19 protein-coding genes are annotated in these 26,881 nt (G+C 56.7%); 16 read left to right on the top strand and 3 right to left on the bottom strand.

Annotated features, from left to right (window positions below; all coding sequences use genetic code 11):
* The 15 genes from Enr13x_RS09965 (at position 1) to Enr13x_RS10035 (ending at position 23,202) form a co-directional block, all read left to right on the top strand.
* The gene (locus tag Enr13x_RS09965) at positions 1-846 is read left to right on the top strand and encodes a hypothetical protein (protein ID WP_145385918.1); all 846 of its coding nucleotides are present in this window, start codon (positions 1-3) and stop codon (positions 844-846) included.
* Positions 843-1,769, top strand: a complete 927-nt coding sequence (locus tag Enr13x_RS09970; RefSeq protein ID WP_145385919.1) for a vWA domain-containing protein — start codon at positions 843-845, stop codon at positions 1,767-1,769. The genes Enr13x_RS09965 and Enr13x_RS09970 overlap by 4 nt, the downstream gene beginning before the upstream one ends.
* Positions 1,763-2,722: a vWA domain-containing protein gene (locus tag Enr13x_RS09975; RefSeq protein WP_145385920.1), complete on the top strand. Its 960-nt coding sequence runs from the start codon at positions 1,763-1,765 to the stop codon at positions 2,720-2,722. Before Enr13x_RS09970 ends, Enr13x_RS09975 begins: the two co-directional genes overlap by 7 nt.
* A gap of 38 nt (positions 2,723-2,760) precedes the next feature.
* Positions 2,761-3,480 carry a hypothetical protein gene (locus Enr13x_RS09980; RefSeq protein ID WP_145385921.1) on the top strand — a complete coding sequence of 240 codons (720 nt, stop codon included), beginning with the start codon at positions 2,761-2,763 and terminating at the stop codon, positions 3,478-3,480.
* 170 nt (positions 3,481-3,650) lie between these two features.
* The gene (locus tag Enr13x_RS09985; RefSeq protein ID WP_145385922.1) at positions 3,651-7,745 is read left to right on the top strand and encodes a hypothetical protein; all 4,095 of its coding nucleotides are present in this window, start codon (positions 3,651-3,653) and stop codon (positions 7,743-7,745) included.
* 79 nt (positions 7,746-7,824) lie between these two features.
* Entirely contained in the window at positions 7,825-8,214 is a 390-nt protein-coding gene (locus tag Enr13x_RS09990; protein WP_145385923.1) for a hypothetical protein, read from the top strand.
* Positions 8,215-8,435: 221 nt separating this feature from the next.
* Positions 8,436-8,981, top strand: a complete 546-nt coding sequence (locus Enr13x_RS09995; protein WP_261344173.1) for a sigma-70 family RNA polymerase sigma factor — start codon at positions 8,436-8,438, stop codon at positions 8,979-8,981.
* On the top strand, positions 8,978-10,015 hold the full coding sequence (locus tag Enr13x_RS10000; RefSeq protein WP_145385925.1) for a hypothetical protein: 1,038 nt from the start codon (positions 8,978-8,980) through the stop codon (positions 10,013-10,015). The genes Enr13x_RS09995 and Enr13x_RS10000 overlap by 4 nt, the downstream gene beginning before the upstream one ends.
* On the top strand, positions 10,012-11,655 hold the full coding sequence (locus Enr13x_RS10005) for a metallophosphoesterase (protein WP_145385926.1): 1,644 nt from the start codon (positions 10,012-10,014) through the stop codon (positions 11,653-11,655). Before Enr13x_RS10000 ends, Enr13x_RS10005 begins: the two co-directional genes overlap by 4 nt.
* 110 nt (positions 11,656-11,765) lie before the next feature.
* Positions 11,766-12,518, top strand: a complete 753-nt coding sequence (locus Enr13x_RS10010; RefSeq protein ID WP_145385927.1) for a hypothetical protein — start codon at positions 11,766-11,768, stop codon at positions 12,516-12,518.
* Positions 12,519-12,625: 107 nt separating this feature from the next.
* The gene (locus Enr13x_RS10015; protein ID WP_231744398.1) at positions 12,626-14,284 is read left to right on the top strand and encodes a YHYH protein; all 1,659 of its coding nucleotides are present in this window, start codon (positions 12,626-12,628) and stop codon (positions 14,282-14,284) included.
* A 354-nt stretch (positions 14,285-14,638) separates the two neighbouring features.
* Positions 14,639-14,857, top strand: coding sequence for a hypothetical protein (locus Enr13x_RS10020; protein WP_145385929.1), 219 nt, complete (start codon positions 14,639-14,641; stop codon positions 14,855-14,857).
* A 30-nt stretch (positions 14,858-14,887) separates the two neighbouring features.
* Positions 14,888-17,611, top strand: coding sequence for an SHD1 domain-containing protein (locus tag Enr13x_RS10025; RefSeq protein ID WP_145385930.1), 2,724 nt, complete (start codon positions 14,888-14,890; stop codon positions 17,609-17,611).
* 986 nt (positions 17,612-18,597) lie between these two features.
* Positions 18,598-20,172, top strand: a complete 1,575-nt coding sequence (locus Enr13x_RS10030; protein WP_145385931.1) for a LysR family transcriptional regulator — start codon at positions 18,598-18,600, stop codon at positions 20,170-20,172.
* Between the two features lie 261 nt (positions 20,173-20,433).
* A complete protein-coding gene (locus tag Enr13x_RS10035; protein ID WP_145385932.1) occupies positions 20,434-23,202 on the top strand; it encodes a lamin tail domain-containing protein in 2,769 nt (922 codons plus the stop codon).
* A gap of 226 nt (positions 23,203-23,428) precedes the next feature.
* Here the strand turns inward: Enr13x_RS10035 and Enr13x_RS37830 are convergent, their stop codons facing one another.
* From Enr13x_RS37830 to Enr13x_RS37835, 3 genes are all read right to left on the bottom strand, one after another.
* Positions 23,429-23,584, bottom strand: coding sequence for a hypothetical protein (locus tag Enr13x_RS37830; RefSeq protein WP_197455913.1), 156 nt, complete (start codon positions 23,582-23,584; stop codon positions 23,429-23,431).
* A gap of 37 nt (positions 23,585-23,621) precedes the next feature.
* Entirely contained in the window at positions 23,622-23,882 is a 261-nt protein-coding gene (locus Enr13x_RS10040; protein WP_145385933.1) for a hypothetical protein, read from the bottom strand.
* A gap of 351 nt (positions 23,883-24,233) precedes the next feature.
* Entirely contained in the window at positions 24,234-24,410 is a 177-nt protein-coding gene (locus Enr13x_RS37835; protein ID WP_197455914.1) for a hypothetical protein, read from the bottom strand.
* A 159-nt stretch (positions 24,411-24,569) separates the two neighbouring features.
* On the opposite strand from Enr13x_RS37835, the gene Enr13x_RS10045 reads away from it, so the two are divergent.
* Positions 24,570-26,156 (top strand): hypothetical protein, encoded by a 1,587-nt coding sequence (locus tag Enr13x_RS10045; RefSeq protein WP_145385934.1) that lies wholly within the window; start codon positions 24,570-24,572, stop codon positions 26,154-26,156.
* Positions 26,157-26,881: the final 725 nt, after the last annotated feature.

The following is a 26,881-nucleotide window of genomic DNA, read 5'->3' on the forward strand; positions in this document are numbered from 1 at the left end:
ATGTCACGGATCAGTCTGATTCTTGTGTGCGCGATCATGGGTTCTTGTGCATCGCACGTGGATGCCGAAACGCCACCGCCGACGGTCGGCATGCCCGAGCGAATCGAACAGGTCGTCTTGCCAGGACCGGAACTCCAGGTGCGACCTCTGGAAGACCGGCATGCGCCCTTCGTGTTGCGGATCGTCGCGGTTTATCCGCATGGCACCGACCACCGCTACGATTTTGAGTACTACGCGCTCGAACCGGGCGAGTACAACCTGTCCGACTACTTGCAACGCACCGACGGAACCACTCCAGACGATCTTCCCGAGATCATCGTCGAGTACCAATCGATCTTGCCGGAGGGACAGGTTTTCCCGACATCGCTTGGTCCGACAAAGATCCGTCGCTTCGGCGGATACCGAATGTGGGCCGCGATCGCCACGATCGTTTGGGTCGCCGGCTTGTTCGCGTTGATGTTTGTCGGGCGGAAACCGAAGCTCGAAAAACGAGAGGCGAAACAGGAAACACTGTCACCGGCGGATCGCTTACGGCCCCTGATTCGGGCGGCCCGCAGGCGTACGCTGCCTGCCGAGGAACGCGCCTCGCTGGAGCGCGCCGTGATGGCGTTTTGGCGCGACGAATTAGACCTCGGCAACCTGCCGCCGGCCGAACTGTCACAGCAACTGAAGACCCACCCGGATGCCGGTCCGATGCTCCGCGGTTTGGAAATGTGGTTGCACGCTCCGGGCAGTGATCCGTCGGTCGACTTGGATGAACTTTTGCGACCGATCGAAGATCGTTTGGACGCCCAACCGCAACCAACCGCCGCCAGCCAGTCACCCAGAGACGACCTCCGAACATGATCGTCGGATTCACTCAACCGTTGATACTTCTGTTGCTGATCTTGCCGATCACGCTGCTGGCATGGATGTGGCGCCGCTCGGGGCGTGAAGTTGCGTTGCCGATCGATCACGGGGTTCAACCTGAGGGGCGGGGGCTTCGACGCTTGATCAACGTCTTCGAATCAATGCCACCGCTATTGCTCGGGGTGGCGATTTTCTTGTTGGCCGGACCGCAAACGTCCGGAGCGCCGCGAACCAGGCGGGCACTTTCGAACATCGAGTTCTGCGTCGACATCTCGGGCAGCATGACGGCCTCGTTCGGTGATCAAACTCGATACGAAGCTTCGATGCAGGCGATCAATGAATTCGTCAGCTACCGCGAAGGTGACGCGTTCGGGTTGACGTTTTTCAGCGACGAAACGTTGCAGTGGGTGCCATTGACCACCGACACGTCCGCGTTCGAATACGCACTGCCGTTCATGGATCCCAGGCGTCGGTTGCCGCAAGGTTTGGGGGGCGGAACGCGAATCGGCAAAGGGCTGGAGGCTTGCCGGAAGACACTGCTCGAGCGTGAGCAGGGTGACCGAATGATCATCTTGATCTCCGACGGTTCGAGTGCGGACCTCTACGGAGGCCGCGATGCCGAAATCGCCAAGACACTTAAGAGCGACGGGATCATCGTGTACGACGTGCATGTCGCCCCGGGTGATGTGCCGGAGCAGATCGTGAACATCGCCTACATCACCGGTGGAGAAGTCTTTTCGCCGGGTGACGACGAAGCACTTGCGGCGGTCTTCCAGCGAATCGACTCGATGCAGAAAACGAAACTTGAGCGCGTGGCGGCGGAAACCCACGATCAGTTCTTGCCGCCCGCCATCGCGGGGTTGTCCTTGTTGGGTTGCTTGATCATCGGATCCTACGGCTTAAGGTACACGCCGTGGTAGTCGAAGGGATCACGCTGTTCACGTTTGCGATGATGTTGATCGCCGAAGTCGTGCATTTTCGACGCTGCGCTCGATTGGCACCCCTGGCGTTCGGCCCGTCCGCGTCGCCCCGTCCATGGGCGAAGCTGGCACCCGGGATACGACTGCTTTCGGCGGTCGCGGTCGCATGGGGGGTCAGTACGCTGTTGGTCGTGCAGCCGAAATCGTTCCGCCCCGAGGGTGAAGTGCAACCGGGCAAGGAGCAGCACTTGTTGATCGTGTTGGACGTTTCGCCCAGCATGCGGCTGGAGGATGCCGGGCCGACCGGGAAACAATCGCGAAAAGAGCGCGGACGTGACTTGATGCGGTCGCTGTTCGAACGATTGACCACCGAGCAGTACCGTGTTTCTGCGATCGCGGTCTACAACGGTGCCAAACCGGTGGTGGTCGATTCCAAGGACTTGAACGTCATCGACGGCGTGCTCGGCGATTTGCCACTGTTCCAAGCGTTCGAATCCGGCAAGACTCGTTTATTGGATGGGCTGCGGGAAGCGGCCGAAATCGCCAAGCCATGGAATCCGGGCAGCGCCACGGTGATCCTGCTGTCCGACGGCGATACGGTTCCGCCTCAAGGCATGCCGTCGATGCCGGCCTCGGTCGCCAGCGTACTGGTCGTCGGTGTCGGCGATCCGTCCCAAGGCTCGTTCATCGACGGCCGGCAATCCAAACAAGACACGTTCATGCTGCGTCAGATCGCGACTCGATTACGCGGCGCCTACCACGACGGAAACAAGCGACATTTGCCGTCGGAGCTGGTCGCCGGAATCGCCCTGCGAGGTGTCCAGAACCAGAAAGAACCCTGGACGCGACGCGAATATGCCCTGATGGCGACCGCAATCGGCAGTTTTTTGCTCGCGGTGCTGCCCTGGCTACTTGAACACTTTGGCACAACGTACCGACCTGGCGTACGATAGTATGTTGAATCACACCATTCATTTGATGGAGAAGGACGATGCGACTGTTTCTGATTCTTTGCTGGCTATCCTTGCCACTGCTCGCGTGGGCCTATCACGTCGGTCCCGGTCAGGACCAATTGGCGATCGATGATGCAAACGCGATGATCCGTCTTGCGGCGGTGTCTGAGACCGACGGTGACTACGCGGCGGCGACCGATCACTACGCCGACGCACTCGCCAAACTCCCCGAGGGCGATGCGAATGACAGGTTCGCGATTCAGCTCGCGATGGCGAAGACGCAGATGAATTCCGGAAAGCTTCCCGAGGCCCGCGTCGCCCTTGAAGGCCTGCTCGATGCGATGGAGGCGGCCGAGGATTGTGACCCGTCTCTGATCGTCGAGACCCGCAACACACTTGCCAGCTCGCAGTACTACATGACGTGGCTGATGCGTTTGGAAGGACTGCCCGCCGAAGAGTGGGAGCCCGAGATCGAAGCTTCACGACAGCACTATCGAATGCTGGCCGAAACGACTCGCCGGCAAGAGGGAGAACAGGACGCCGAGCAGTTCGCCGCCTACCAGCAGGATCTGGAGTCGGCGATTCGACTGGCCCGCATGGATCTCTCGGAGTTGCAAGCATTGAAGATTCCGACGCAATGCAAGGGTTGTTGTTCGGGCCAGTGTGACAAGCCGGGCAAAAAACAATCGAAGAAGCCCGGCAAAAAGAAAGGCGCCGGTTCGAACCTCGGTCCGCTTCCCGATGGAAGTGGTTCTTAGGGCATCGTCAACTCTTCAACTTGAGGTGCCGCGGAAAAGGGGTCAGGTACCAAAAATGCGAAGCACCCTTCGGGCCATTTGGTTTTTGGTACCTGACCCCTTTTCCGCTCGATGGAAGTGGTTCTTAGGCCGTTGAACATTCAAGCAAATCGATCGTTTCCAAGATGACCATGTATCGACACCTTCTCTCCTGCTGCCTGTTTCTTTGCTTGGCAACCTTCGCGTTTAAGTCGCAAGCTCAAACGCTGCAGTTCGATCCGTTCGGTGCCAATCCGTTTAACTCGGCGGACGTGATCGTCGAGTACGAAGCGGCAATGGCCGGCGCCGCGGAAACGTCCGAACAGCCCGAGACCGCCGCGGCAACGAGTGACGACGCCGAGCAGAAGGCCGCCGACAAACGCAAGGCGGAGCGTTTGGCCGCCATCAAGAAGCTGGTCTTTGATCGCCGCCCGTCCGCGATCCTGAAACTGTGGTCGGCCCCCGAGCAAGACGAAACCGAGCAAGACGAAACCGAGGCAGACGCCGAGGTCGAAGAAAAGAAGGTCGAAGAAAAGAAGGTCGAGCAGAAGCAACCGACGGAAGAGCAACCAGCCGAGTCGGAAGAAACCCTCACCGAGGAAGAGAAAGCGCAGAAGGCGAAGGAACAGGCCGAAAAACTAGCCAAAGAAAAGGAGGAGCAAGAGCGCAAGGAGAAGGAAAGAATTGAGAAAGAGCAGTTTGCCGAAACGACGAAGACACTGACCGAGTCGGTCACGCGAGGTGATTGGGATCAGTTCGCACAAACGCTCAAGAACCGTGAGCGACTCAGCGGTGACGAAGCGGTGGCCGCATACGATCGCCTGCTCGACCAACTCGCCGCTCGGGCGACCATGAACTTTGACGAGGTCGTGGGGCTTTCGGCCGACATGAAGAGCTTCATGAAATCCATCCTCGGAAACCGCAAGAACAATCCGGCGATCGAGTACGCCGAACAAAACATCATCCATGTGCAGGACATCGTGGAAATCATCGCGTCGGCCCCAGCCGAGATTCGCGAAGGTGCCGATGAGAAGGCGTCGGATGAAAAACAAGCCGATAGAAAAAGCGAGAAACCAGAGAATGCCTCCGGCGCTGAGCCCAAAGACGACGCGCCGGCCGGACTAAAGGCCGAGCAATTGAGAAAGCTGGCGGGTTTGGTGCGGATGTGCATCGCCGCTGGCAGTCCGGTCGAAGAGTTTATCGATGCGATGAAGGAGGCAAGCGGTGAACTGCTTCCCAAACAGAACATCGCCATGCTGCTCAGTTTTTCCTCGTGTGACGACGAGACGGCAGATTTTCTGCCTTCCCCGAAGGATGCGATCGCGGCGGCGAATATCGATGCGTTGAACTTGTTGGCCAAACATTACCTGGCGCTCTACAAAGACGATCCCCAAGAATCTCTTCGGGTGAAAGCCTGGGAAAACACGTTGGCTGCCCTCGAAATCGCGGACGACGATCCCAAGAAAAAAGCCGCCCGCACCGAAGCACTGACGCGAGCGGTGATGCTCGCGCCCAAACTGGCCGACGACTTGGGCCAGCAGTGGTTGCGAGAAAGCTTCACAAAACACGCCGAACGGGGACAGGAATTGGTGGCGAAACTCGGGACCTCCACGGCTCAACGACTCGCCCAAATCCCCCAGGACGCGAACACGCGCGGCGAAAATCTGAAACTCCAGTCGGCCGCCGTCCAAGCGTTTCTCGACACGGACGCGGAAATCGATCGACAGTGGACCGAGATCTTGAATCTGCTCGCTTCCAACTGGCTCAAGGAAGCCGGCGTCACCCAGCAACACTCCGCCAGCAGCCGATACGGATCCTCGATGCGCCGTGACCGCTACGGGAATTTGTATTACGTCGAAGAATCCGCCGGCGTCGACCAGGCCCAACAAATGGCGCTGCGAAGGATCAATCCGGTCAAAGTCGAAACCATTCTGGACACCGCTCCCACCGGCGACTGGTTTGACACGATCGATCCCGGTTTGCAATCGAATTACACGACCATGATGTGCCGCCTTTGGTTGAAGGTCAACGAGCCCGAAAAAGCGTTTCCGTACATCGAGACGCTGGCGAAGACCAACCCGGGAACGGCGCGCGAACTGGCGGAGGAGTTTCTGAGGGTTTGGACAAAGGATCACAACCCCAACCAGGAACGGCAGCGAACCAACTACTACATGTTCATCTACGGTTATGAACAGAAAGCGGACAAGATTCCACTGACGCGTTCCAAACAGGAACGGAATCTGGCGGAGTTGTCGAGTTGGATCGAGCGACTTTCCGCCCTGCCGCTCGACGAAGATCTGGACGAAAACCTGTTGGTCGGCGCGTTCATGACCTGCCACAGCGTCGCCGAGGTTTATGACGTCCAAGACATCGAAAAGGTGTTTGGTGCGTGGGGTTCGATCGAAGCCGGCACCATGGCTCGATTGATCGATCAGATGCGGAAAAATCTGGCCGGGATTTGGCGCGACCCCAACGTCCAGCGGGACAACAAGACGAACCGCAAGAAGAAGGACATCCAAGCCGAAGTGGTGCGCGGTTACGACGTCGCCGAAAGCGTCCTCGATCGCGCCTTGAAGCAGCACCCCGGCAATTGGCAACTCTTGCTCTCCAAAGCATGCATTTTGCATGACGAAAACGATTTTATTCAGGAAGTGGATCCCTCGTCTGACTTTAGCAAACGACGCCAGGCGGCGTTTGATGTGTTCGCCGAGGCGGCGAATGCCTACGTCGATGTGGCCCCGGAGTTGCCGGAACGAGAGCAGTCCAACGAGGCGTTCGATCGCTGGTTTTATGCCTCGCTCGGTGCGACGGATCTTGGCGGCGTCAGTGAAAATAATCGCCCGGATGGGCGTCAGATTCAGAGGATCAAAGCAACGCTCGATTCATTCGAAGGCGACGTCGGCAAAGAGCATCGCGAGAAACTGGCCAATTCACTGTTCACTCGCATGAGTGCGGTCAGTCCGGCATGCAAGTTCCGCTATCTCGAAGCCGGTTTCCAATTGGTCGACGAGAACGATCCCAAAGCGGTCGAGGCGAGGAAAGTCTATGACTATTACAAAGACTTGGTCACCGAATTGGAATTGGTGTCTCGAATCGACGGAGATGCCCGAGTCGGTCACACCGAGCCCTTCGGCGTGTACGTCGATCTTCGACACACCAAGGAGCTTGAACGAGAGTCTGGCGGGTTCTCAAAGTATCTTCAAAACCAAAAAAGCGGCTCCTATTATTCGTACAACTACGGCCGCCCCACGGAAAATTATCGCGACAAGTTTGAAGACGCTTCGATCGCGTCGCTGGAAGATCAATTCGAAATCCTTTCGGTCACGTTCAATCATCCGGAAACAAAAAGCCGTGACGCCGGCAACGGCTGGCGGGTCACGCCGTACGCTTATTTGTTGTTGAAAGCTCGCGGACCGGAAGTCGATCGGCTGCCCGCTCTCAAGATCGATCTCGATTTCTTGGACACGTCCGGCTATGTCGCGTTGCCAATCGAGTCGAGTCCGATCCCGATCGACGCCGACGAATCGGTACCTTCGAAGACGGGCGGCAAACTCGAAATGGTTCAATTGCTGGACGAGCGGCAGTCGGCCGAGGGCAAACTGATTGTCGAGACCCGGGTGACGGGCCGGGGACTGGTTCCGGCCATCGACCAGATCGTCCAGACGACCGTCCCCGGATTCGAACTGGTCGACGTCGAAGATTCCGACGTCAGCGTGATCGAATTCGACAAGGAATCAGTCGAACCGATCGTGCTCTCCGAACGGACTTGGACGTTGAAGTACGCCGCGGCGGACCCGGCCGCGCCGGCGCCTGATCAATTCACTTTCCCGAACCCGGTCGCTGAGATCAATGAAGTGACCTATCAACGGTACGTCGATGCGGATCTGGAGGATGTTGAATCCACGGTCTCGCTGATTCAAGACTATGGCTCCAACAAGCGGGCGTGGACGATCATCGGTTTGTGCGTCGCGGCGGGGCTGATTCTATTGGCCAGCTTGATCGTCGCCATCCGCTCGTCTCGCGGTCGGCCGGCCGAGGTTGCGGCAACGAACGAGCAGGCGGTCACCCCGTTCGGGCTCTTAACGCAGTTGCGAAACGCCGAGCAACACGACGCGATTTCCGAAGATCGTCGCAGTCAACTGGCCAGCGACATCTCCGCGATCGAGTCGCATTATTTCGCCGGGTCCAATGGGAAAGCCGCCCCCGACTTGACAACGATTGCTCATCGCTGGGCGTCGATTCTCTAAAGACTCGTCTTCGCCGTCTTCGACGCGCGAATCCCTTTTGGCGGAGTCCTCTCCGTGCAACTGTTCATTGGCGGACTGATTGCGACATGTTTTATCACGGGGCGACATCGATGGCGTCCAGGTGGGCGATCAGGGCAAGAACCGCCCTCCGCATGATCACAATCGAGACGATGGCGAAGCGTCTATCTATCGCAGCGTGCAGGCGATCAAGGTTTTCGACGCCGAGAACAATCTTCGCGTTCTGCTCGACCTGCACTGTCCGACTCTGGTGATGGACATCCATCAGAGGTTTTACTTTGCCGGGCCCAGCGACATGCCGCCACGGAATGAAGCCGTGGTGAAACAGTTCGCCTCGCTCTTCAAATCGGAACTACGCGGCGGAGCTCCCCACGGACCGGTGTTGCAACTGAAACCAACCGGCAAAGACCGTGACAAACACTGCAGCGGATCTTTTTCGGGCGTTGGTTAAGTGACAATCCGCATTCACGGTTCGCCTCTCAAACGTTCTGGACTTTGGCGGGCTGCAGGCACGATTGTTCAGTGCACGCCCCAACTCCTGGCCTGTCGCACCGCTATCCGAACCAGGTCAAAAAATGTTGGCAATTCTTCCGGATTCTTTGTCCCCAAATGCGCAATTTGCAACAGTAAGGGTATTCGACAACTGAAGATTCCTTTCCTGGTCGCGCAATTGTGAATGAAAAAGGCCGTAGAGCATTCGAGATTTTGGCCCGTGAAAATTCACGAATGCTGATGGTTTATCTGCGCAGCTTGGTTCGCGATGAGGCCGCGATTGATGACTTGTTTCAGGAGTCAATGATTGTTGCCTGGCGGCGGCTCGATGAATGTGATCCGGAACGCCCGTTTGGTCCGTGGCTTCGCGGGATCGCTTCAAAACTGGTGATGGCTCACTACCGCAAGCAGAAGCAGGTTCCGGTGGCCCTGCACGAAGCCGTGCTGTCCGTTGTCGATCGTCATTTTGAGAACATCGGTCTACTGGCGGGCGATACGTGGGACGAGAAAGTGACGGCGTTACGGGAGTGCGTTGAAGCGCTGCCGGATCATCATCGGAACGTCATCAGCGGTCGGTATTTTGACGGCCTGCAAACGCAGATTCTCGCTGAACAGCTGGATCTTACGCTGGAAGCGTGCAAGAAACGCCTGCAGCGTGGTCGCGCGTTGCTTGCGGAATGTCTCAGGAAGAAGGGTGCCCTGAGTGCAGCGGAGGTCACGTCATGAGTGAGAACGTCAACGATCTGCTTTCGGACTGGCTGGACGATGAAAATCCGGAATCGAAAAGCTCAAAAGATGAGATTGTGGAGGGATCAAGTGAGGCCGTCGCCGACACTTTGGTCGTCCATGGTTTGCTGGCTGACCAGGGTCGACGCGACGATGAACAGGAGGCTCTGCGTCTTCGCAACGTGATGGAGCGAATCGATTCGGAGGGCGATGCTGAATCAGTGTCACTTGCGAAAGCACGTCTGCCGAGCGGGCGCCGTCGGTTCGCGATTCTGACTTCCGGTCTGACGATTGCTGCTGCCGTACTCGTGATGTTTGTGGTGCTGGGGCCACAGCAAAACGTTTCTGCGGCGATGGCTTCCCTTGAAAAAGTGATTGAAGCAGCGGCGAAGCCGTTTGATCGAAGCTATCGCGTAAGCGTGATCGAAGAATATCCGCGTGGCAAAAAGCCGCGAAATCTATCGCAGCAAGCATGGGAGCGAGAGGCGGAAGAACAAATCGATGGTGCGGAGCTTTTTGTGCGCGGAGCGAATCAGTTTGTGCTCACCGTGATGCTCCGGTCTGGGGTGATGAGAACTTCGGGCTGCGATGGCGAAGTGAGTTGGGCTTTTCGCGAAAACGGACCGGTCCACGTGAGTACGGATCTAAGTCGCTTTCGTAGCGGAATGCCAGGCGGGCAGCAAGACCTGCCATTCATGAACATGCACGCGCATTTGTCTCAGTTGCTCAATGGCTATGAAGTAGAACTGACCGAGGAGCAGGACGCCGCGAACGACGGGACGGTCCTTTCGCAGCTTGTCGGTGAGCGGCAATCGCGTGATGTGCGTGGCCCAAAGCAAATCGAGATTTGGTTCGATGCTGTCAGCGGGACCGTTCACAAGATGGTGTTGGATGGACTTCCTCGTGGGCGAGGCGGACCGAAGAGCGTGATGCTCGAATTGGAAGACCAGTCTGATTTGGCTCCCAATTTTTTCTCCCACGAGGCACATCACGAACCCGGAAAACGCATTCGAGAGGAGGGTGGACAGAGATGAGGCATCATTGGATGAAAGTCGCCGTGGCGTTGGCCGCATGTTGGAGCTTGCCATCGGTGCTTGCTCAGCAGGGCGGCGTCGACCCGGTCGCCCGGGCGATCGATACGAATGGCGACGGCTCACTCGATTCAGCGGAATTGAAATCTGCCGCGGCGTCGATTCGCAAACTCGACGCGAATGGGGATGGAACAGTTTCGCTCGATGAAGTCACCGGCAGAACCAATTCGAGCCAGGGACGTGGTGGCGGCAGTAGATCCAGTGGAAGCAGATTGGGTGGATACACGACTCCACCGCCTGCGAACGAAGTTCCGGATCATCCCTTTAACATCATCGTGGGTCGGCTGACCGACGACAGCGCGACCATTCGCGTTCTGTTTCACAGTGACGTCAAAGCCTCTGTAACCTATGGCGATCGGTCCGGCGAGTTGCCGAGCAAAACGGATGCTGAAGACCTGCGCGCGGGTGAGCCGTTTGACTTCGTTATTGATTCGCTTGCGAAGAACACGCGGTACTTCTACCGGGTCGTCTACCAATCAGATGGACGCACGCGGCAGAGCGATGAGTTCACGTTTCATACCCAGCGTGACAAGGACAGCTCATTCGTCTTCACCGTCCAGGCGGATTCGCATCTGGACGAAAACACAAGCGGTGACGTCTATTTGCGAACGCTCGACAACGCGCTGGCTGATCAACCTGACTTCCACGTTGCGCTCGGCGACACGTTCATGACGGGAAAGTATGTCAAACCGGAACTGTCGCAGCCTCAGTATCTTGCCCAGCGTTATTATCTTGGCAGGCTCTGCCATTCCGCGGCGTTGTATTTCGCGTTAGGGAACCATGACGGGGAATCAGGCAATCGCGGATCAAACGTCTGGGCGACAACAACTCGCAAGCGATATCTGCCGAATCCGTTTCCCAATCGCTTCTATACCGGCAACGACAGGCGCGAACGCGACGTTGGCCTGCCGGAGAATTATTACGAGTTTGAGTGGGGCAACGCGCAATTCATCGTACTTGATCCATTTCGTCACACGACCACGCGCCCCAGAGGCAAGGGAAACACGGGTGGCGGAAACAGCGATAACTGGTACTGGACGCTCGGCGAGCAGCAATACGAATGGCTAGGGCGATCTTTGGACGAAAGTGATGCAGAGTTGCGGTTTGTGTTTCTGCATCACCTTGTTGGTGGCAGCGACCGCAATCAACGCGGCGGTGCCGAAGCGGCTCGGTTGTGGGAATGGGGGGGCCAAGGTGCGTCTGGCAAAGATGAGTTTGCCCAGCATCGTCCCGGTTGGGAAAAGCCCATTCATCAAATGCTGGTCGATCATGGGGTCGACGTCGTCTTCCACGGTCACGATCACATGTTCATCAAGCAGGACCTTGACGGCATCGTCTATCAGCTTGTTCCGCAGCCCGGTCATCCGCGCAGCGGGACCAAGAGCGCGAAGGAATACGGATACCTTAGCGGGGAAGTCCAAGGCAGCAGCGGACACGTACGCGTACGCGTTCGCGGAGATTCGGCTCGCGTGGACTATGTCCGAGCCTATTTGCCAGTCGCCGAAGGCGGAGGACGAAAAAATGGCGATGTCAGCTATTCCTACATGTTGTCGAGTGAAAGCGGCGGAAGGAGCGGTCGATGAAAATCGGTCTCCGTTCGTACGCTGATGATCGTGGCCGCGTTGACACAATGCAAAGTCGACGAACGACTTACAAACGCATGCAAACCTGAAACCTCCAAAGGAAACGAAACATGAAACGGCTCATGACGCTTGCAGCAGCGATCGCGTTGCTGACAGTTGCGGACCCTGCGTTCGCTCAGCAAGGTCAACAACCTCCGCGCAAACCACGCATTGACGACACGATCAAGGCGAATGTGTACGCAGACAACTCGTTCAAGCTTTACATCAACGGTGAGCTGGTAGCCGTCGACTCGATTCCTTTCGTACCGCACAACGTCGTCTCTGTCGACATCTTGCCTGCCTATCCGATGACGATCGCGGTCATGGGAATCGACAACGCCGATCCGAAGACGGGCATGGAATATGCCAACACAAGTATCGGCGATGGCGGCATCATCCTCAAATTGGGTGATGGCACCGTTACCAACGCAACATGGAAGGCAAAGAAGTTCTCCTGGGGACCGATCGACGGCGACGTTAAGAATCCTCGCGTCGAAAACCTCCCACTGCCGAAGAACTGGTACGCGGTCGACTTTGACGACAGCGGGTGGCCGGACGCCAAAGAGTTCACTGAGGAAGAAGTCGGACCGAAGGAACCGTTCTATCAACACGACTTCAAAGGCGCCACATTCATCTGGTCCGACGATGTCAAACTCGACAACCTTGTGCTGTTTCGCACCGTTGTGAAGTCGCCACCGGACGGAATCGAGCGTCCCGACTTCCGTGGATTGACCGACGTCGTTCCGCAGCGCGGCGCGGGAGGCGGTGGTCGCCGAGGCGGAGATGGAAACCGAGGACAACGCGGACCAAACCGGTCGAATTAAGAAGCGACCTTTAAAAATACAATCCCATCTCACAGCGAAAGACGACCATGAACAACTCACGCCGAATTTCAACATTTGTACTACTGGCGGCAATCGTGTCTCCGACAATGTTGACCGCTCACGAAGGCCACTCGCATGCTCCTTCGCCTCAGACCCAGCAGACGATCATACGGCTGAACACCGAGGCTCCGAAGGTTCACTTTGTGGTTCAGCGGCGAACTGCAGAGACGGTACGCCCCGATCTTGCAAAGCTGTTCGATCCGTTCAAAGATAAGGTCAGCGTCCGATTTGATCGCGATTTCCTGTTCGTTGAGTCTAACGGAATGCCCGATCATTCGATGATGACCGGCATCACAGCTTGGCAGCAACAGGTCCCGCTGCCTCAATCGTACACCGGTAACAATGCATGGAGGATTCCGCTGCATCCGGTTCCAGCAACGAATCCGATGTCGACGAAGGAACACTTCTTTCGCGGGGCGATCGCCTTGGCGGTCAACGGCGTGCCGATCTTCAACCCGATCAAAAACGATGGCAGAACCGATACGTTGCTCGCCGGCGAACTCGATCAATGGGGCGGCCATTGCGGTCGAGCTGACGATTACCACTATCACATTGCTCCCGTGCATCTGGAAAAGATCGTTGGTGTCGGAAACCCGGTCGCCGTGGCTCTCGATGGCTATCCGATCCATGGCTACAACGACCCGGACGGAAAGCCGCCGACCGATCTGGATTGGCTCGGCGGCCACAAGGGGCCTGACGGAGAATACCACTACCACGCCACGAAAGCCTTTCCCTACTTGAACGGCGGTTTCTATGGCCAAGTCACCGAACGCAACGGACAGGTTGATCCGCAACCGCGGGCCCAAGGTGTCCGGCCGTCGCTTCCCGGTCTGAAAGGTGCGAAGATCGTCGGCTTTGAGAATCCGACACCGGGCAGCTTCATCGTGCGTTACGAAGTTTTCGGCGACCCCCGCTCCGTCCAGTACACCGTCGCCGACAATGGATCGGCGACGTTCAATTTCGTTTCAGCACAGGGAACGAAGACCGAACACTACACGCCGCGTCAAGGCGGTGGTGGCGACGGGCGTCGAAATGCCCAGCGACCAGGAGCACAGCGACCCTCTGGCAATGAAGGTCGTGGCGGCGAAGGCGGCGGGCGTCCTGAGGACGAAAGGGCCGGCGGCGATCCCATTGTGGCGGCGTTGGATACAAACGGCGACGGTCGGATTGACAAGACCGAACTTCGCGGAGCCGCTGAGGCGTTACGCAAGCTCGATAAGAACAAGGATGGCCAAATCACGTCTGAAGAGATTCGTGGCCCGGGCGACGGGCGGCGAGGCGGCCCGCGCGAGAGGCCTCGCGATGGTGGCGGTCCTGCGGGGCAAGCCGGTGGTCCACGCGGACCCGCGGCGGGTGATGGTCCCCGGCAACCGTGGATTCTGGTTCATGCCGATGAGATCGATCTCGATAAGAACAAAATCATCAGCCGAGACGAAATTGTCGGCGAAGCAACGAAGGCTTTTGCAGGGTATGACACGAACAACGACGGAGAAATCAGCCAAAGTGAACTGAGCGGACGCGGAGGATCGCGCAGTGCAATGGGCGGCTTTTTAAAAGGCCACTCAAAGGAGATTGACCGTGATGGAGACGGCATCCTGACACGAACCGAAGCCGTCGGTAACGCAGAGCGAATGTTCGCCAAGATGGATGGCGATCGCGACGGAGAGATCAGTTCAAGCGAGATGGAAGCATCTCGCCGCCACTAGGCTTTTTGTCTCCTTCACTCATCTACAGACGATTCCAAACCTGTGTCACTTTAGCCCCGTGACCGTTGCGGTAAACAGCCAAGTTCGGCGCGCGGTGTGGCATTGCCCAAAATTGAGCAACGGCTTGTCATATCGAGCTTGCCCCCTGCCATGCGGACGGCTGCTCGTCTCCTGAGTCACATGCCCCAATCAACATTTCGGGACTGTCGAAGATCGCCGACCACTGCTGTCGTGCAATTCAAAATCGCGATCGGCCTGTCGTCACGCTTTGCAGGGGCAGACCGATTGATTTTGCCGAGTGTCTCGGTGGGCTCATCCAAAACACGTTGATTCCTTGTATCGGGGATACAACGGGTGATCGGTTTATTGCCGAGCGTGTTTCGTGGTTCGGATGCCCGGCGAATTCCGAAGCCGAACTTCAAAAGGCAGCCGCATTTGTTTCGCCTCACGAAGAAGCTGGGGCGATTTGGGGCTCTGATTCTCCAGGCGTGCATCCATCTTCGCAGCGTTCTTGGCCAGCCTTCCCACCGTTCGGCGGCGATTTCCCAGCCTGCGGCCATGAAAATCATTTGACGCAGCGCAGACCGATTGAGACACTGACCCTTGTTGCTCGTCAGTTCTTTATTCTTGCGACCGTTGAGCGGTATGTGTCCTCTTTCGTCTGACCTGATTTTTAATCGATACTCGACCAGGGAACTTAACTTGCGTGGTTTCATACTCGCCTTGATCCTTCTCATTGAATTCAATGCAGCGTTCGCGGAAGAGGGTGTCCGGCGCTGGAGTGATGCTTCGGGGAAGTTTTCGGTTGATGCCCGCTTGGCTGAACGGACACAAACACAAGTCGTGCTGGAGAAATCGGATGGCCGGATGCTCACCGTACCGATCGCGCGATTAAGTCAGGCGGACCAGGACTATCTGGCAGCATTGTCGGATAGCCCGCCAAAGAGAGCAGACGAAGCAAGCAGCATCGATCTACTTGATCCGCAGGCACAAGTACCAACTTTATCGGCCACGGGGCCAACCATCTTGCTGACGCAGCGTGTTGCTCCGGTGTCGATTCCGGCGGATCCACAGCCGGAGAGCGTGAGTTCTGTACCTTTCGTCCGTCCGCTGCAATCGATCGACAGCTCAACGGATCTTTGTAAGCCGATCGCGGTTTCGGCGGACACTTTCGCAGTCACGATGTTCAAACGTCACATCCCGACAGGTGGGGCTGCACGTCTCTACCGGGTGCAAGCTCAGAACAGGTCGCCGGAAGTCATTTTGCAATTAAAGCAGGCCTTGCGTTTTCTGGACCATCATCGACCATCGGGACGAACACTTGCTGTGATCGGGTCGGAGGGGTCGGGAAATCAGGGCGGAGAACTATTGCTGTTGTCAGGGCTGGCGGAAGGAAAGCCGGCCGCGGTGGGGCGGGCAAAGGTTCCTAAGAAGGTCGGGCAACTCAGTGTCCCTGAGATCGTAAAAGGGCGATTGATTGAAGCCGACAAGGCGATCGTGCAAGTTGACGACCAGGTCTATGTATGGTCGCTGGCAGACGGCCGACTACTCGCGCACCTCGTTGATGTAAAAACGAACTTTAGCGTCAGTGGTTCGGGACGGTTCCTGGCCGTGGGCGTGATGGGCGCTGCGCAGGTCATCGATTTGGCGCAACGCAAGCTGGTGGCCACATTCGAATTCCCGGTCCAACTGAGCCCGCATGTGGCCTTTTCGCCCGATGGTACGAAGCTTGCGACGTTGGCCAGCAGACATTGTCGCGTCTGGGATCTAACAAGAGCTGAAGTTCTAAGTGAACAGCAGCTCGATGCGCCCTTCACCAATCTATTCGGGTGGGTGGGCAATGACTACATCTTGACACGTGGCGGGCTGATCCAGGCAAACACCGCTCGAAAGGTCTGGCAGTATCGGTTTCCGTCGGTCACCAACGTGGTACCGATCAATGGGGCCGTGCTTTTCACACAAGAGATTCCTGTCGCTTCATTGCTGTGTCTACCGTTGCCACATCGTGAGTTTGCTGAACTGGGAGAGAGTCAGTTGCGGGAGGGCAAATGGGTCGATAGCGACGGTGGAGCGCCGCACCTGGGCACAGCAGGGGCACCGGCTGTGGCGATGCCAAACAATCCACCGACATCTTCGGTCAGCAATCAAGCGTCGTTGTCGGGAGCGGGGATTTCAAGTCAGGCGACGGGGCTGGCGTTGCTAGAAACGCATGATTCGGTCAAACCGCTTTCGACTCAAGGTCGACAGATTCTGTTCGCACCGAATGAAATGGCAGCGGCAGTTCCCGCTGATTCAATCTCCTCTGACGAGTCATCCGATGCCGCGTCATTTCGTTCCTATCAGGCCAAGTTGGAGGAGAGGCCGCGCGGCGCGCGAGTCGAGACCACGGCGCCGCTGTGGATCGACGCCGATCGTTCGATTCATGCCGTATCGGTTTATCAATATCCCATCGGGCAAGGCGAGTCTTTCGGTCGCGTCTACGTGGCGTCACCTGACGCGACAGAGGATCCACCAGTCCTTGATGTCAAAGCGCCGTTGGTGTTGATGGACCATCACCGCGCCAGCGGCAATACCTTGGGAACCTACGGCCCCGACTTAGTCGTGCTGAGCAATCTTGCATCGCGAAAACCGGACGTCGTGGCGCGCTGGCATTTGCCAAACTGGACGCGCAGCAGTGCAGCGACCAGCGTGGAGAACGCCAAGTGGGTGAGTGGCGAATATGTTGTCGTGCAACAGCATCATCGGGTTTATTGCTGGTCGCTTGCGACAGGCAAGCTTCACTTCAAAATTGATACCGAGGTGGTCACCGATTTTGCGGTGAGCCCCAACGGTCGTTATCTTGCGATCGCTTCCTCACGCGGTTGTTTTTTGATTGACGTGCACATGGCGGAGCCTGTTGGGCAGATTGACATTCCTCGCTTGCCTTCGGCTGAACTGCACTTTTCCCCCAGCGGTCGGTATCTGGCGTTCGCCTTCGGCAAGCAGTTCGTTGTTTGGGACGTGACCGAAGCAAAATTAGCGGCGTCGTCGACCCTGAATACGTCACTCGGAAAATTCATTGGCTGGGTGAACGACGAATCTCTGCTGTGTGACGTCGGCGGACTTTTGCGATTCGATACGGAAGCAGGGGAAGTCGTTCAGATCTGGAATTATTCATTGTCTCTTCTCGAAATGAACTTGGTTCCGGGCGGAATCATCGGGGTGCCACGGACCGGCGATGCGAACTTGTTCGCTTTGCCGTTTCCCCACCAACCAGGCATTCTAGGGAAGGTTCGGGGAATGATGGGCAAACGAACTCGCGTGAAGGATGGTCAATGGACCGATTGATTGAGGTGTTAGCCTGCGATCTCTGCACCGAGCTTCAATCCCACATTTTATCGACCGGCGCTTCCCCTTTCTTGGGTGTCTACGCAGCGTAACGCTCGAGTGGCTCAATACTCTGGTGCCGGCCGAACGGCTCGGCTTCACAGGTCGATGCAACCTACACGTCATCGGTTTCGATCGTACGTTGCTCGCCGGGATAAAAACCGTGCAAGGGGACCAATAGGACAGATAGGACGTATCGGGCGCATCTGTCCCGATTGACCCCTATCGATCGCGGGACGCTTCGACGCAGCGGAGGCCCGTGGCTAGCGCCATCGGATCACTATTGTTTCGGTTGCGATTAAACCGACAAACCGAATTGATGAAGTCTTGGGTAATCCGCAGGCTACTTGCCAAGCCTTCTAGGCAAACAAAAGCTTTTTACCCATTTTCTCGTCCGCGGGACGAATTGCAGTTGGTTTATGGCGGACTCGGCGGAGAACCGACCAATCGCATCCTCGATGAAATCAAACATCGTCTCCGCCAATGTCGCGCGCTGGCCACAGATCGCCTGGGACCGATCGAGTATCCTACCGACGCTGCCATCGGGCGCTAACTCACTTAGCTGCCCCGGGGTGAGTGGCTTCCACCCGCAAGAGCGTTATTGTTCAGAACGCGCGGTTGTTCAATGAACCTCCCGATGAGTTTTTCCGTTTTCGATGACACCCCCTCCCTAGCTGCCTTGCGTTCAGTTGCATGGGGACGTGAAGCTTATTTAATTGTTTCAGATGTAATTGCGATCGCACGATTAAGGCACCTGCGACGGCGTGCGCAGCAGTTGTCTGACCGGCATATCTCGCGAACACTCGAATTGTCGGGCAATTTGTTGCGAAGTGTGTTCGCGAAAGCTGCGACTGCTTTTTGTTATCGCGTGATTGATTCGTGTTGTCATCAGCGGCAAACAAAAGCGAAGCTCCCGGTTCCCTTTCCGACTCCCATCAGACAATTCAATGTCCGTACTATCTCGCGATGCGGAACGTTTCTGCGAAATTGTCGAAATCATCAACAAAACTGGTGCGTCAACCTACGCATCGATGGCAACTTCGCTGAATATCAGTGAATCGACGCTGCGTGCGTCACTCTCTCGGCTTTCGAGCGATGTCGAAACGCAATTGATAAAGATCGATCCTGATAGTAACACATCGAGGTTACGCGTTTCACCGATGGGACGTCTGTTATATGAGCGGTTGATTGAGTGCAATCGGCCCATCGGAACCGGCGACGAAACAAAGGAGTTTACGCTGGTGGTGTCACCCTCAATGATCTCCTCGGGCTTGGTCGATGGCATGCTGGGTTCACTCCGCAACTTAGACCCTGCAATCAAGATCTGTCTTCGCACGCAACTTCGATTCGAGGAGACATTGGAGGGGATCAACGAGGGCAACATTGACCTTGCGATCCTTTGGGGGGTGGAGCAACGAATCAAAAACACTCACCACTCGCTACGGACTGAAGAAGTCGTCTCGAACATAGATATCGTGGTCGTCTCACACGACCAGGCGATTATCGACTTGGTCAACCCGGTCGCCCACTGGTTCAATCCGGATGAAGAATTAAATGGCGAGGGTCGCAGGTCGATCATCGCGAAGGCGATGTCCGAGTTGTGCGATTATCGAGGAGCGTTTCTCCCGCCGGACAGCCAACCAGCGTTCGACCTGCTTTCAAACACCGATTGGAAAAGCGGAAAGGGCTACTTGGAGGTCGACACCATTGAAGGCGCTTTAGGGATGGTGCGGTGCCGCGTCGCGGATTTCGCGATTGTCCCCGCGTTCTATGACAAATTGAGCCGAGAACAACAAACGGGAGCGTTGGTCTTTTCCGAACCGATTTCACGCATTCCATTTATCGTCATTTCCAGGAAATCGAAATACCTCGAACCGGTGGTGAGAATCGCCTATGACGACTTGCTAAAAGATTTGAGCCGTGACAACTCGTTGGCGGTGTGGAAGCATCGGAAAACGCCAACGGATCGATTTCCGCGATCGACAGAGTTTTACCAGAAACTTCGATACGGTTACTACATCGGCACCGATATAAGCAAACCCGATGCCCCCTTGCAATGGTGTTGGGAGAGTATCCGGCTAACCGCGGACGACCAGCCGAATCGTTCGCTCCGCGGTCACATCGTCAATGAGTTTCATTTGAAATTTGAAGTCACGTCCGCGCAGTTTCGTGAATCGTTATTCGTCGCACGGGTCAAACCCATCAGTCGCGGCAAAAAACGCATGAAGGAGTTTATGTCCCGGTTTCACTATTGCGACTACAAAGCGGGAATCATTTGTGGAACTTGGAGTGGAACCGCTCGCGAAGGGAGATCGGGGGTGTTTGCAACCGTCTGGTCCCATTCGAAACTCGATCTTAGGGAGTTAACGCTGGTTACAAGAGTGGCTGGACTGTACAGCGTAATGTCAGCTCGATTTGGATGCGAAAAGAGGGAACTCCAAAAGGAACTTGCCGACCGGTTCGAGTTGCCGGTGAGTGGCCGGGACACATTGGAAGACCTCGCTGACATTCACGAAGCGTAGGCCTTCTAGTCTGTGAGAAAACGATGAAGATGGGGGGCCGGCTGTGATTTCGCGGCGGCGCCGGCGACGATTCGGTTCTGTTCATGTTTCGTTCATGCGATCGTCATAGGCGTGGGGCTAATTGGAAAACCGAACAGGAATGAAGCTTGTTCGTGGGCCGGGAATCTTGAGAATCCGCTGCGTGTAGTTTTATGCCGGTGCATTGAGGCGATTCATGGTGTGCCGACTCAATTATTTGAAACCCTCGTCGCAAGGACTCTCATGCGATTATTTGGAAGAAACAAACGACGTCCGTTTGCGATCGAAGCACTTGAGCATCGTCGATTGCTCACCGCGATGCGGATCGTTGGCTGGAACACGTTGAACAACCCCGACAATGCGACGGAGGATGCGAATTTCAGTACCGTCCTCAGCGCGATCGGCAACGAAACGATCGGCTCGATCACGAAGCGTATTGATGTTCTCGGGTTGAGCGAAACCGATGCGTCGTCGATTGCGCGGGTCGAAAGTATCCTCGACTCGCTTTACCCCTCAACGGACTATGCCCGGATCGTGACCGCACCGGATGGCGGCGGAGATGCGACCGGGTTTGTGTATGACACCGCGACCGTGCAATTGCAGGAATCGGTTCAGTTGGCGGGGGCCTTCACGCATTCGACCATGCGGGCAAAGTTCCGCCCCGTCGGAACGTCCGGCACAGAAGACTTCTATGCGTATTCGGTTCACCTAAAAGCGGGTACCAGTTCGTCGGACAAGAGCAAACGCGCCAGCGAGGCAAATCTGCTTCGCAATGACATCGATGCGCTCGGCCAGGGCACCAGCGTGATCGTCGCTGGTGATTTCAATATGAAAACGAGTTCCGAGTATGCGTGGGGCAACTTGACGTCAGCCGGTGCCGGTCAGTTGCTTGATGTTTACGGGCCGGGAGGCGCCGGAAACTGGAACGACAACTTCTCGTTCAGACACCTTCACTCGCAGGACCCGAGCACAAGTGGGGCCGGGATGGACGACCGCTTCGACATCCAATTCGCAACCGGCGAGTTCTTCGATGGCAGCGGGCTGGAATATGTCGACGGCTCGTACCACGTCTTCGGAAACAACGGTACACACACGTTGAACGGCAGCATCCTGACAGGAACGGGGGCCAGCACGACCGTACTCAACGCGCTCGCAGCGGCGAGTGATCACCTGCCGATCGTTGCCGACTATCAGTTTTCAACAACCGCCGAGGTCGTCATCGTCGAAACCTCTGGAACTCATGTGACCGAGGGCGGTGCGTTGGACAGTTACAACGTCAGCCTTTCGCAATCGCCGACGTCGAACGTGTCGGTGACGATCACGCCCGACGGCCAACTCGACATCGGTTCGGGACCTGGAATCTCCCAAGTCCTGACGTTCACGCCCGTCAACGCACTAACACCGCAGACCGTCATTGTTTCGGCGTATAACGACTTGGTGATCGAAGGCAGTCACCAAGGCGTGATCACTCACAGCTCTTCGAGCAGTGACCCCAACTACAACGGCCTATCGGTCCCGAGTGTTGTGGCGAGTATCACTGACAACGATAACGCACCCGGTGTGAGCTTCGCGCACAGCGGGGGCGGTCTGGATGTCGCCGAAGGCGGCTTGACCGATAGTTATGCCGTCTCGCTCGATACCGTACCGGCCGACAACGTCACGATCACGTTGACGCCCGATAGCCAATTGGACCTCGGCGCGGGTGCGGCGACGCCGATCGTCCTGACCTTCACCCCGGCCAACGCGCAGACACCCCAAACCGTGCCCGTCGCAGCATTCGACGACGCACTGGTCGAGAGTCTGCACACCGGAGTCATTCAACATTCGGCCTCCAGCGCCGATCCGCTCTACAATGACATCGCGATCAGCCAGCTCGTCGCTGAAATCACGGACAACGAGATACCGAGCGTTCCGTCGATCGTCATTTCTGAGATCATGTACAACCCCGACACCAGCGAAACAGGGGCGCTTCCGGAATGGCTGGAGGTCGTCAACACCGGGACGGAGATCGCAGACCTGGGCGGTTGGTACTTCGAAGACGAAGACACGAACTGGGGCGCGATACCCGCCGGCACCTTCCTGCCTCCCAACGAAGCCGCCGTCTTCTACGATCAAACATTCACCTCCGAAGCGACCTTTCGATCGGCCTGGGACGTGCCCGCATCAGCCCTGGTGATCGGGATCAACTGGGCTTCGCTTGCGAACAGCCCTTCATCGACGAACGAGGTCTTGCGTCTATACGATGACAACCAGGTCGAAATGGATCTCGTCAATTACGACGACTCTGGTGCCTGGCCGTCGGACAGTCCCGACGGCCCCAGCATCTACTTGACCGATCTGGCCGCCGACAACAACGTCGGGTCGAATTGGGGCCGGTCGACGAGCGGAATCGTCGATGCACGGAACGCCAGTTCGCCCTTTTCCTTTGCCGACGTCGGATCGCCCGGAGACTTTCCACCGCTCCCCACGCCGGCTTCATTGGTGGTGACGCAAAGTGGAGGTTCCACAGGCGTTACCGAGGGCGGCGGCGCTGATTCGCTGGACGTCGTGTTGGCCGGAACGCCAACCGCAAACGTGACCGTGACGTTGACACCTTCCAACGGCGAGATCGATCTCGGATGGGGAGCCGGCGTGCCGCGCGTTTTGACGTTTACCCCGGCGAATGCGGCAACGGTGCAGTCCGTTACGATTTCCGCCGACAATGATAGCGAGATCGAGGGAGTCCACTGGTCGCTGGTCAGCTTCACGATATCCAGCAGCGACCCCACTTTCAATGCCCTCTCCACCACCCCGGTCGACGTGCAAATCACCGACAACAATGTTCTTGGTGACATGAACGGTGACGGTCAAGTGGACAATCTCGACATCGCAGCGTTTGCGATGGCGTTGTCGGATCCTGTCGCCTATGCCCAAGCCTATCCCGGGTTGGACCCCGAAATCCTGGGCGACTTCGACGACGACGGTTATTTGACCAACCTCGACATTGCGGGGTTCGCGGCGTTGCTTTCGTAGGCACTCGCGCATCCGCAACTTGTCGGCACCCTGTTGCGATGTGGTCGATCTCGCGAGTTTTTCCGCGACGGTCCCGGCGTGTACCGGTGACCGTCGTAATGCCCATTGGGAAATCACATCGAGCGACCGCATGGTCGCTCAGCACGCCGACACCGAAACGTCATCGATGGCGAATCCGTCCGTACCCAACTCGTGATTGTCGTCCTGCTGAAATCGCATGACGAATTCATTGTTCAGCTTCATTGTTCAGTGACATCCCGTTGGCAGAAGCGAGTAGGTCCAGGTCCAGCGTGATCTTCTGCCAGGCGTTGTTTGTGCTCGACGATCCGTTCAGGTCAAACACTTTGGCGACGTTTTGTCCCACGTCGTCGGACAGGTACACGCCGTCGTACGAGATCGTCAGACTTCGTCGCGTGCCTCTATGCCTTTTCGCCTCGCAGCAGTGGTGGCGTGAGGGTTTCACGTTCAATTCTCTTCAACTTCTCTTTTCCTCGTCTTAGGGGACGCAGCATCACCTCGATCTCCACTGGTGAGGGTAGCCAATCAAGCGGGACGTCCGCCCCACGATAAAGTTTTGGCGGCAGGCACACCAGCTCGCACGCGTCGTAGAGCGACATGCCATGCAGACGCTGAAACGCTTCTGCTTCAGTTGACTTCTGTCGAATCGATTCGAGATCCACGAAAATACTTCCACCTGCATGCTGTTTTTTGAACGGATTCGAGTGGATGTAAAGTGTTGTGCATCAGGCGAAAGAGGGAACCCTTGTTGGGTGAAGTTGTGACGAAGTGAATACGTTGCGGTTTTGTAGGATGTGTGTAGACGACGATAAAGCGACAATTTTTGAAGAATGGTTGGCAGAATCATCGTTTCGTCGACTGCAATTCATCCTATGTTCATAAACGCAAGTCATCCAATCGTGCGTCGATCCACACGCGGGCGAAAAAGAAAAGGCAGCCCGTCCTACGAACCGCTTTACCGGAGCTGGCGTATCTGTCGACGCGATGAGGCATCCCGAACGCAGGTCAGTGATTCAAGCGTTTCTGCCGAACGCATCCGATGTTGCGTCGTAATTGACGACAACGCCGGCAAACAAAATATCCACCTGCGGTGCCGTCGACGGCCCCACGATGTCATTGAAGTTGATGGTGTCGGCCGATGCTTGCACGCATAGTACAGCCAAAACCAAACACAGTCCAAAACTTCTCATTTCGCTCGGGTGCATTCCCATTTAGTTGACGTTTTTGCTAGCAACCCGTCGGGGGCTTGGCTGCTGTTTCTGGATCCGGTGTTGACGGTATCTTGGGCGATTCAAGGATGATTTTCCACTCGCCTAGCAAGGATGCCGACGACAATGCAAGGACTAGACATGGGGCAAGAGAATGGTGAGCGGATTGAGTCGGCTGAAGAAATGCTCGCGCTCTTTTACGCTCAGTTGGTTCCCAAAGTTACGCTCTGGAAACAACGGATCTCAGATCATCCCGAGCAACTCGCAACGCTGGAAAGAACCATCCATGATGCCTTTGCCCGCGGTGCGGACATGGTCGTCGCCGGGCTGATCTCCGCGACCATGATCGAAAAAGGTTTTGAAAAAGCATGCCAATCGAGTCGGGTCAACTTCTCAAGACCGCTTCAGAAAGGGCGCGAGACTAGGGTCGCCGTTCGATTGCTCGGCGGCATGCTGTTCTGGGCCACAGCGCTCTACTGTGCCCCTAAGAAAAAGTTGCTTGGTCGAGACGATTCGCCCCGCGTCGGCTTGCATGTTTCGCTTGCTCAATTCGGGTTCGGCAAAGGCGTCTCGCCCGCGCTGGAGAGTCGCGTGGCACGCCAAGTGGCATTGTGTCCTTCGATCGAAGTGGCTCACCGAGAACTGGTTCGCGATGGTATCACACTTGATATCAAGGCGGTCAAACGGATCGCCTATCAATCTGGCGACGGCTTATTGCGCCTACGACGGCATCGGCTCAAACTGTTTCGGCAGGGCAAGTTGGCGAGCACCGGTGAATTGGCCGGGAAACGAGTGTCGGTGCAAATTGATGGCGGAAGAATGAAAATACGCGGCAAAATGCTACCTGCATCGACTTCCAATGCGTCAAGCGATGATGTCGCTCAGGGGCAAGCTGACTCGCCCGGACGCTCGGCAAAGAAACCTGCACGCTCGTTTGAAGCGGACTGGCGGGAGCCTAAACTGATGACGATTTTTGTTCACGACGAGCAGGGGCGGATGGTGAAGGAGCATGAAGCGACGATCGATGGCACCCTGACTGGGCCCGACGCGATCGCCGAATTGGTTGCGATGCATCTGCATCGGCTCGGAGCCGCGGAGGCACATAGCGTGACGTTCGTCGCCGATGGCGCCCCCTGGATTTGGGATCGTATTGATCGCATCATTCAATATGCGGGACTCACGAGCGTCGTCACGCATCAGGTCTTGGACTGCTGCCATGCGGTGCATCACGTTTCCAAAGCGCTTGCTTCGCTTGGGCTCGACGCAGACGTCCGCCAGGGGCTTTATCGTCAGTACCGAACGCTGCTGCGAAACGGTCAATGGCGGCGAGTGGTTGATGAGCTCGCCGGCCTAGAACGCGTCGGAAAATCGGCCACAGAACTGGAAACAGAAATCCATTACCTTTGCCGACATGGTGAAGCGGGTCGGTTGAGTTACCCTGCCTATCGTCGCAGCGGAATCCCTTGTGGTAGCGGGGCGATCGAAAGCAGCATTCGCCGCGTGATCAATTTGCGTCTAAAGAGCAATGCAATGTTTTGGAAAAGCGAAAACGCGGAGCAGATGCTTCAAGTTCGCGCTCATCTGATTCCTAATCGTTGGGATGAATCAATCGGCGAGCTGGCCGAATTCCGTCGCACCCAGGCAAGCGACAGTTGGCACTGGGAGCCTCGTCCAATGAGCTGCAAAGTTGAAGCCACTGACCAACAACTCCTTTCGGCCGACGATTAACGTGATTTTTGCGTCAACTAAATGGGAATGCACCCTTTCGCTCTCCGAGATCGGGACGAGGGATGCGCATCGGGTGATGCCGCTAAGAATACGGAGAGACCGAAAGATGAAAACACAAATTCCTCGCGACAAACTTGATCTTCACCGCGTACGCATTGCTTCATCTATTCGATTTCAAGCTCACATGGATGTGAAGTCTGGGGGCGGTCCGCGGAAAAAGGCTTGACGGACCAGGAGTCTCAGGCAAACTCGCGTACAGCTTGACGTCGCACCATTGCAGTTTATCGCCCGCAGCTACAACTATCACGGACAGGAACTCGAAATGAGATCAGCACTTTCGATCGCGGTTCTATTGGCTTGCACTGCAACGTCCCATGCCGCCCTGCTCGGGGTGGCCGATTTGACCTCCGTTTCCAGATCACGGGAGGAGAGCTCGCACCGTTGTTCGCGGACGACATCGGGGTCACTTTGGAATCGCAGAATTCAAGCTTCATCGGATCGTTCAGGTCGAACTTCGACGGTCCCGCGCAAGGTCTGGTAGGTAACCTGGGTGAGATCCATCAGGCTCCCTCGCCAACGGTGCTCAGTTCGCTGTATGCCCTTGGTCTGTTCGGTGGTGCGGTCTCACTTCGTCGCCATCGACGCGGCTAATTGCGTGCGGCAACAAAACCGGCTCGTTGCAATTCGACGTGCCAATTGCACGGCACAGATTGATTCGACAGAAC

The organism is Stieleria neptunia (assembly GCF_007754155.1).
GTDB classification, from domain to species: Bacteria; Planctomycetota; Planctomycetia; order Pirellulales; family Pirellulaceae; genus Stieleria; species Stieleria neptunia.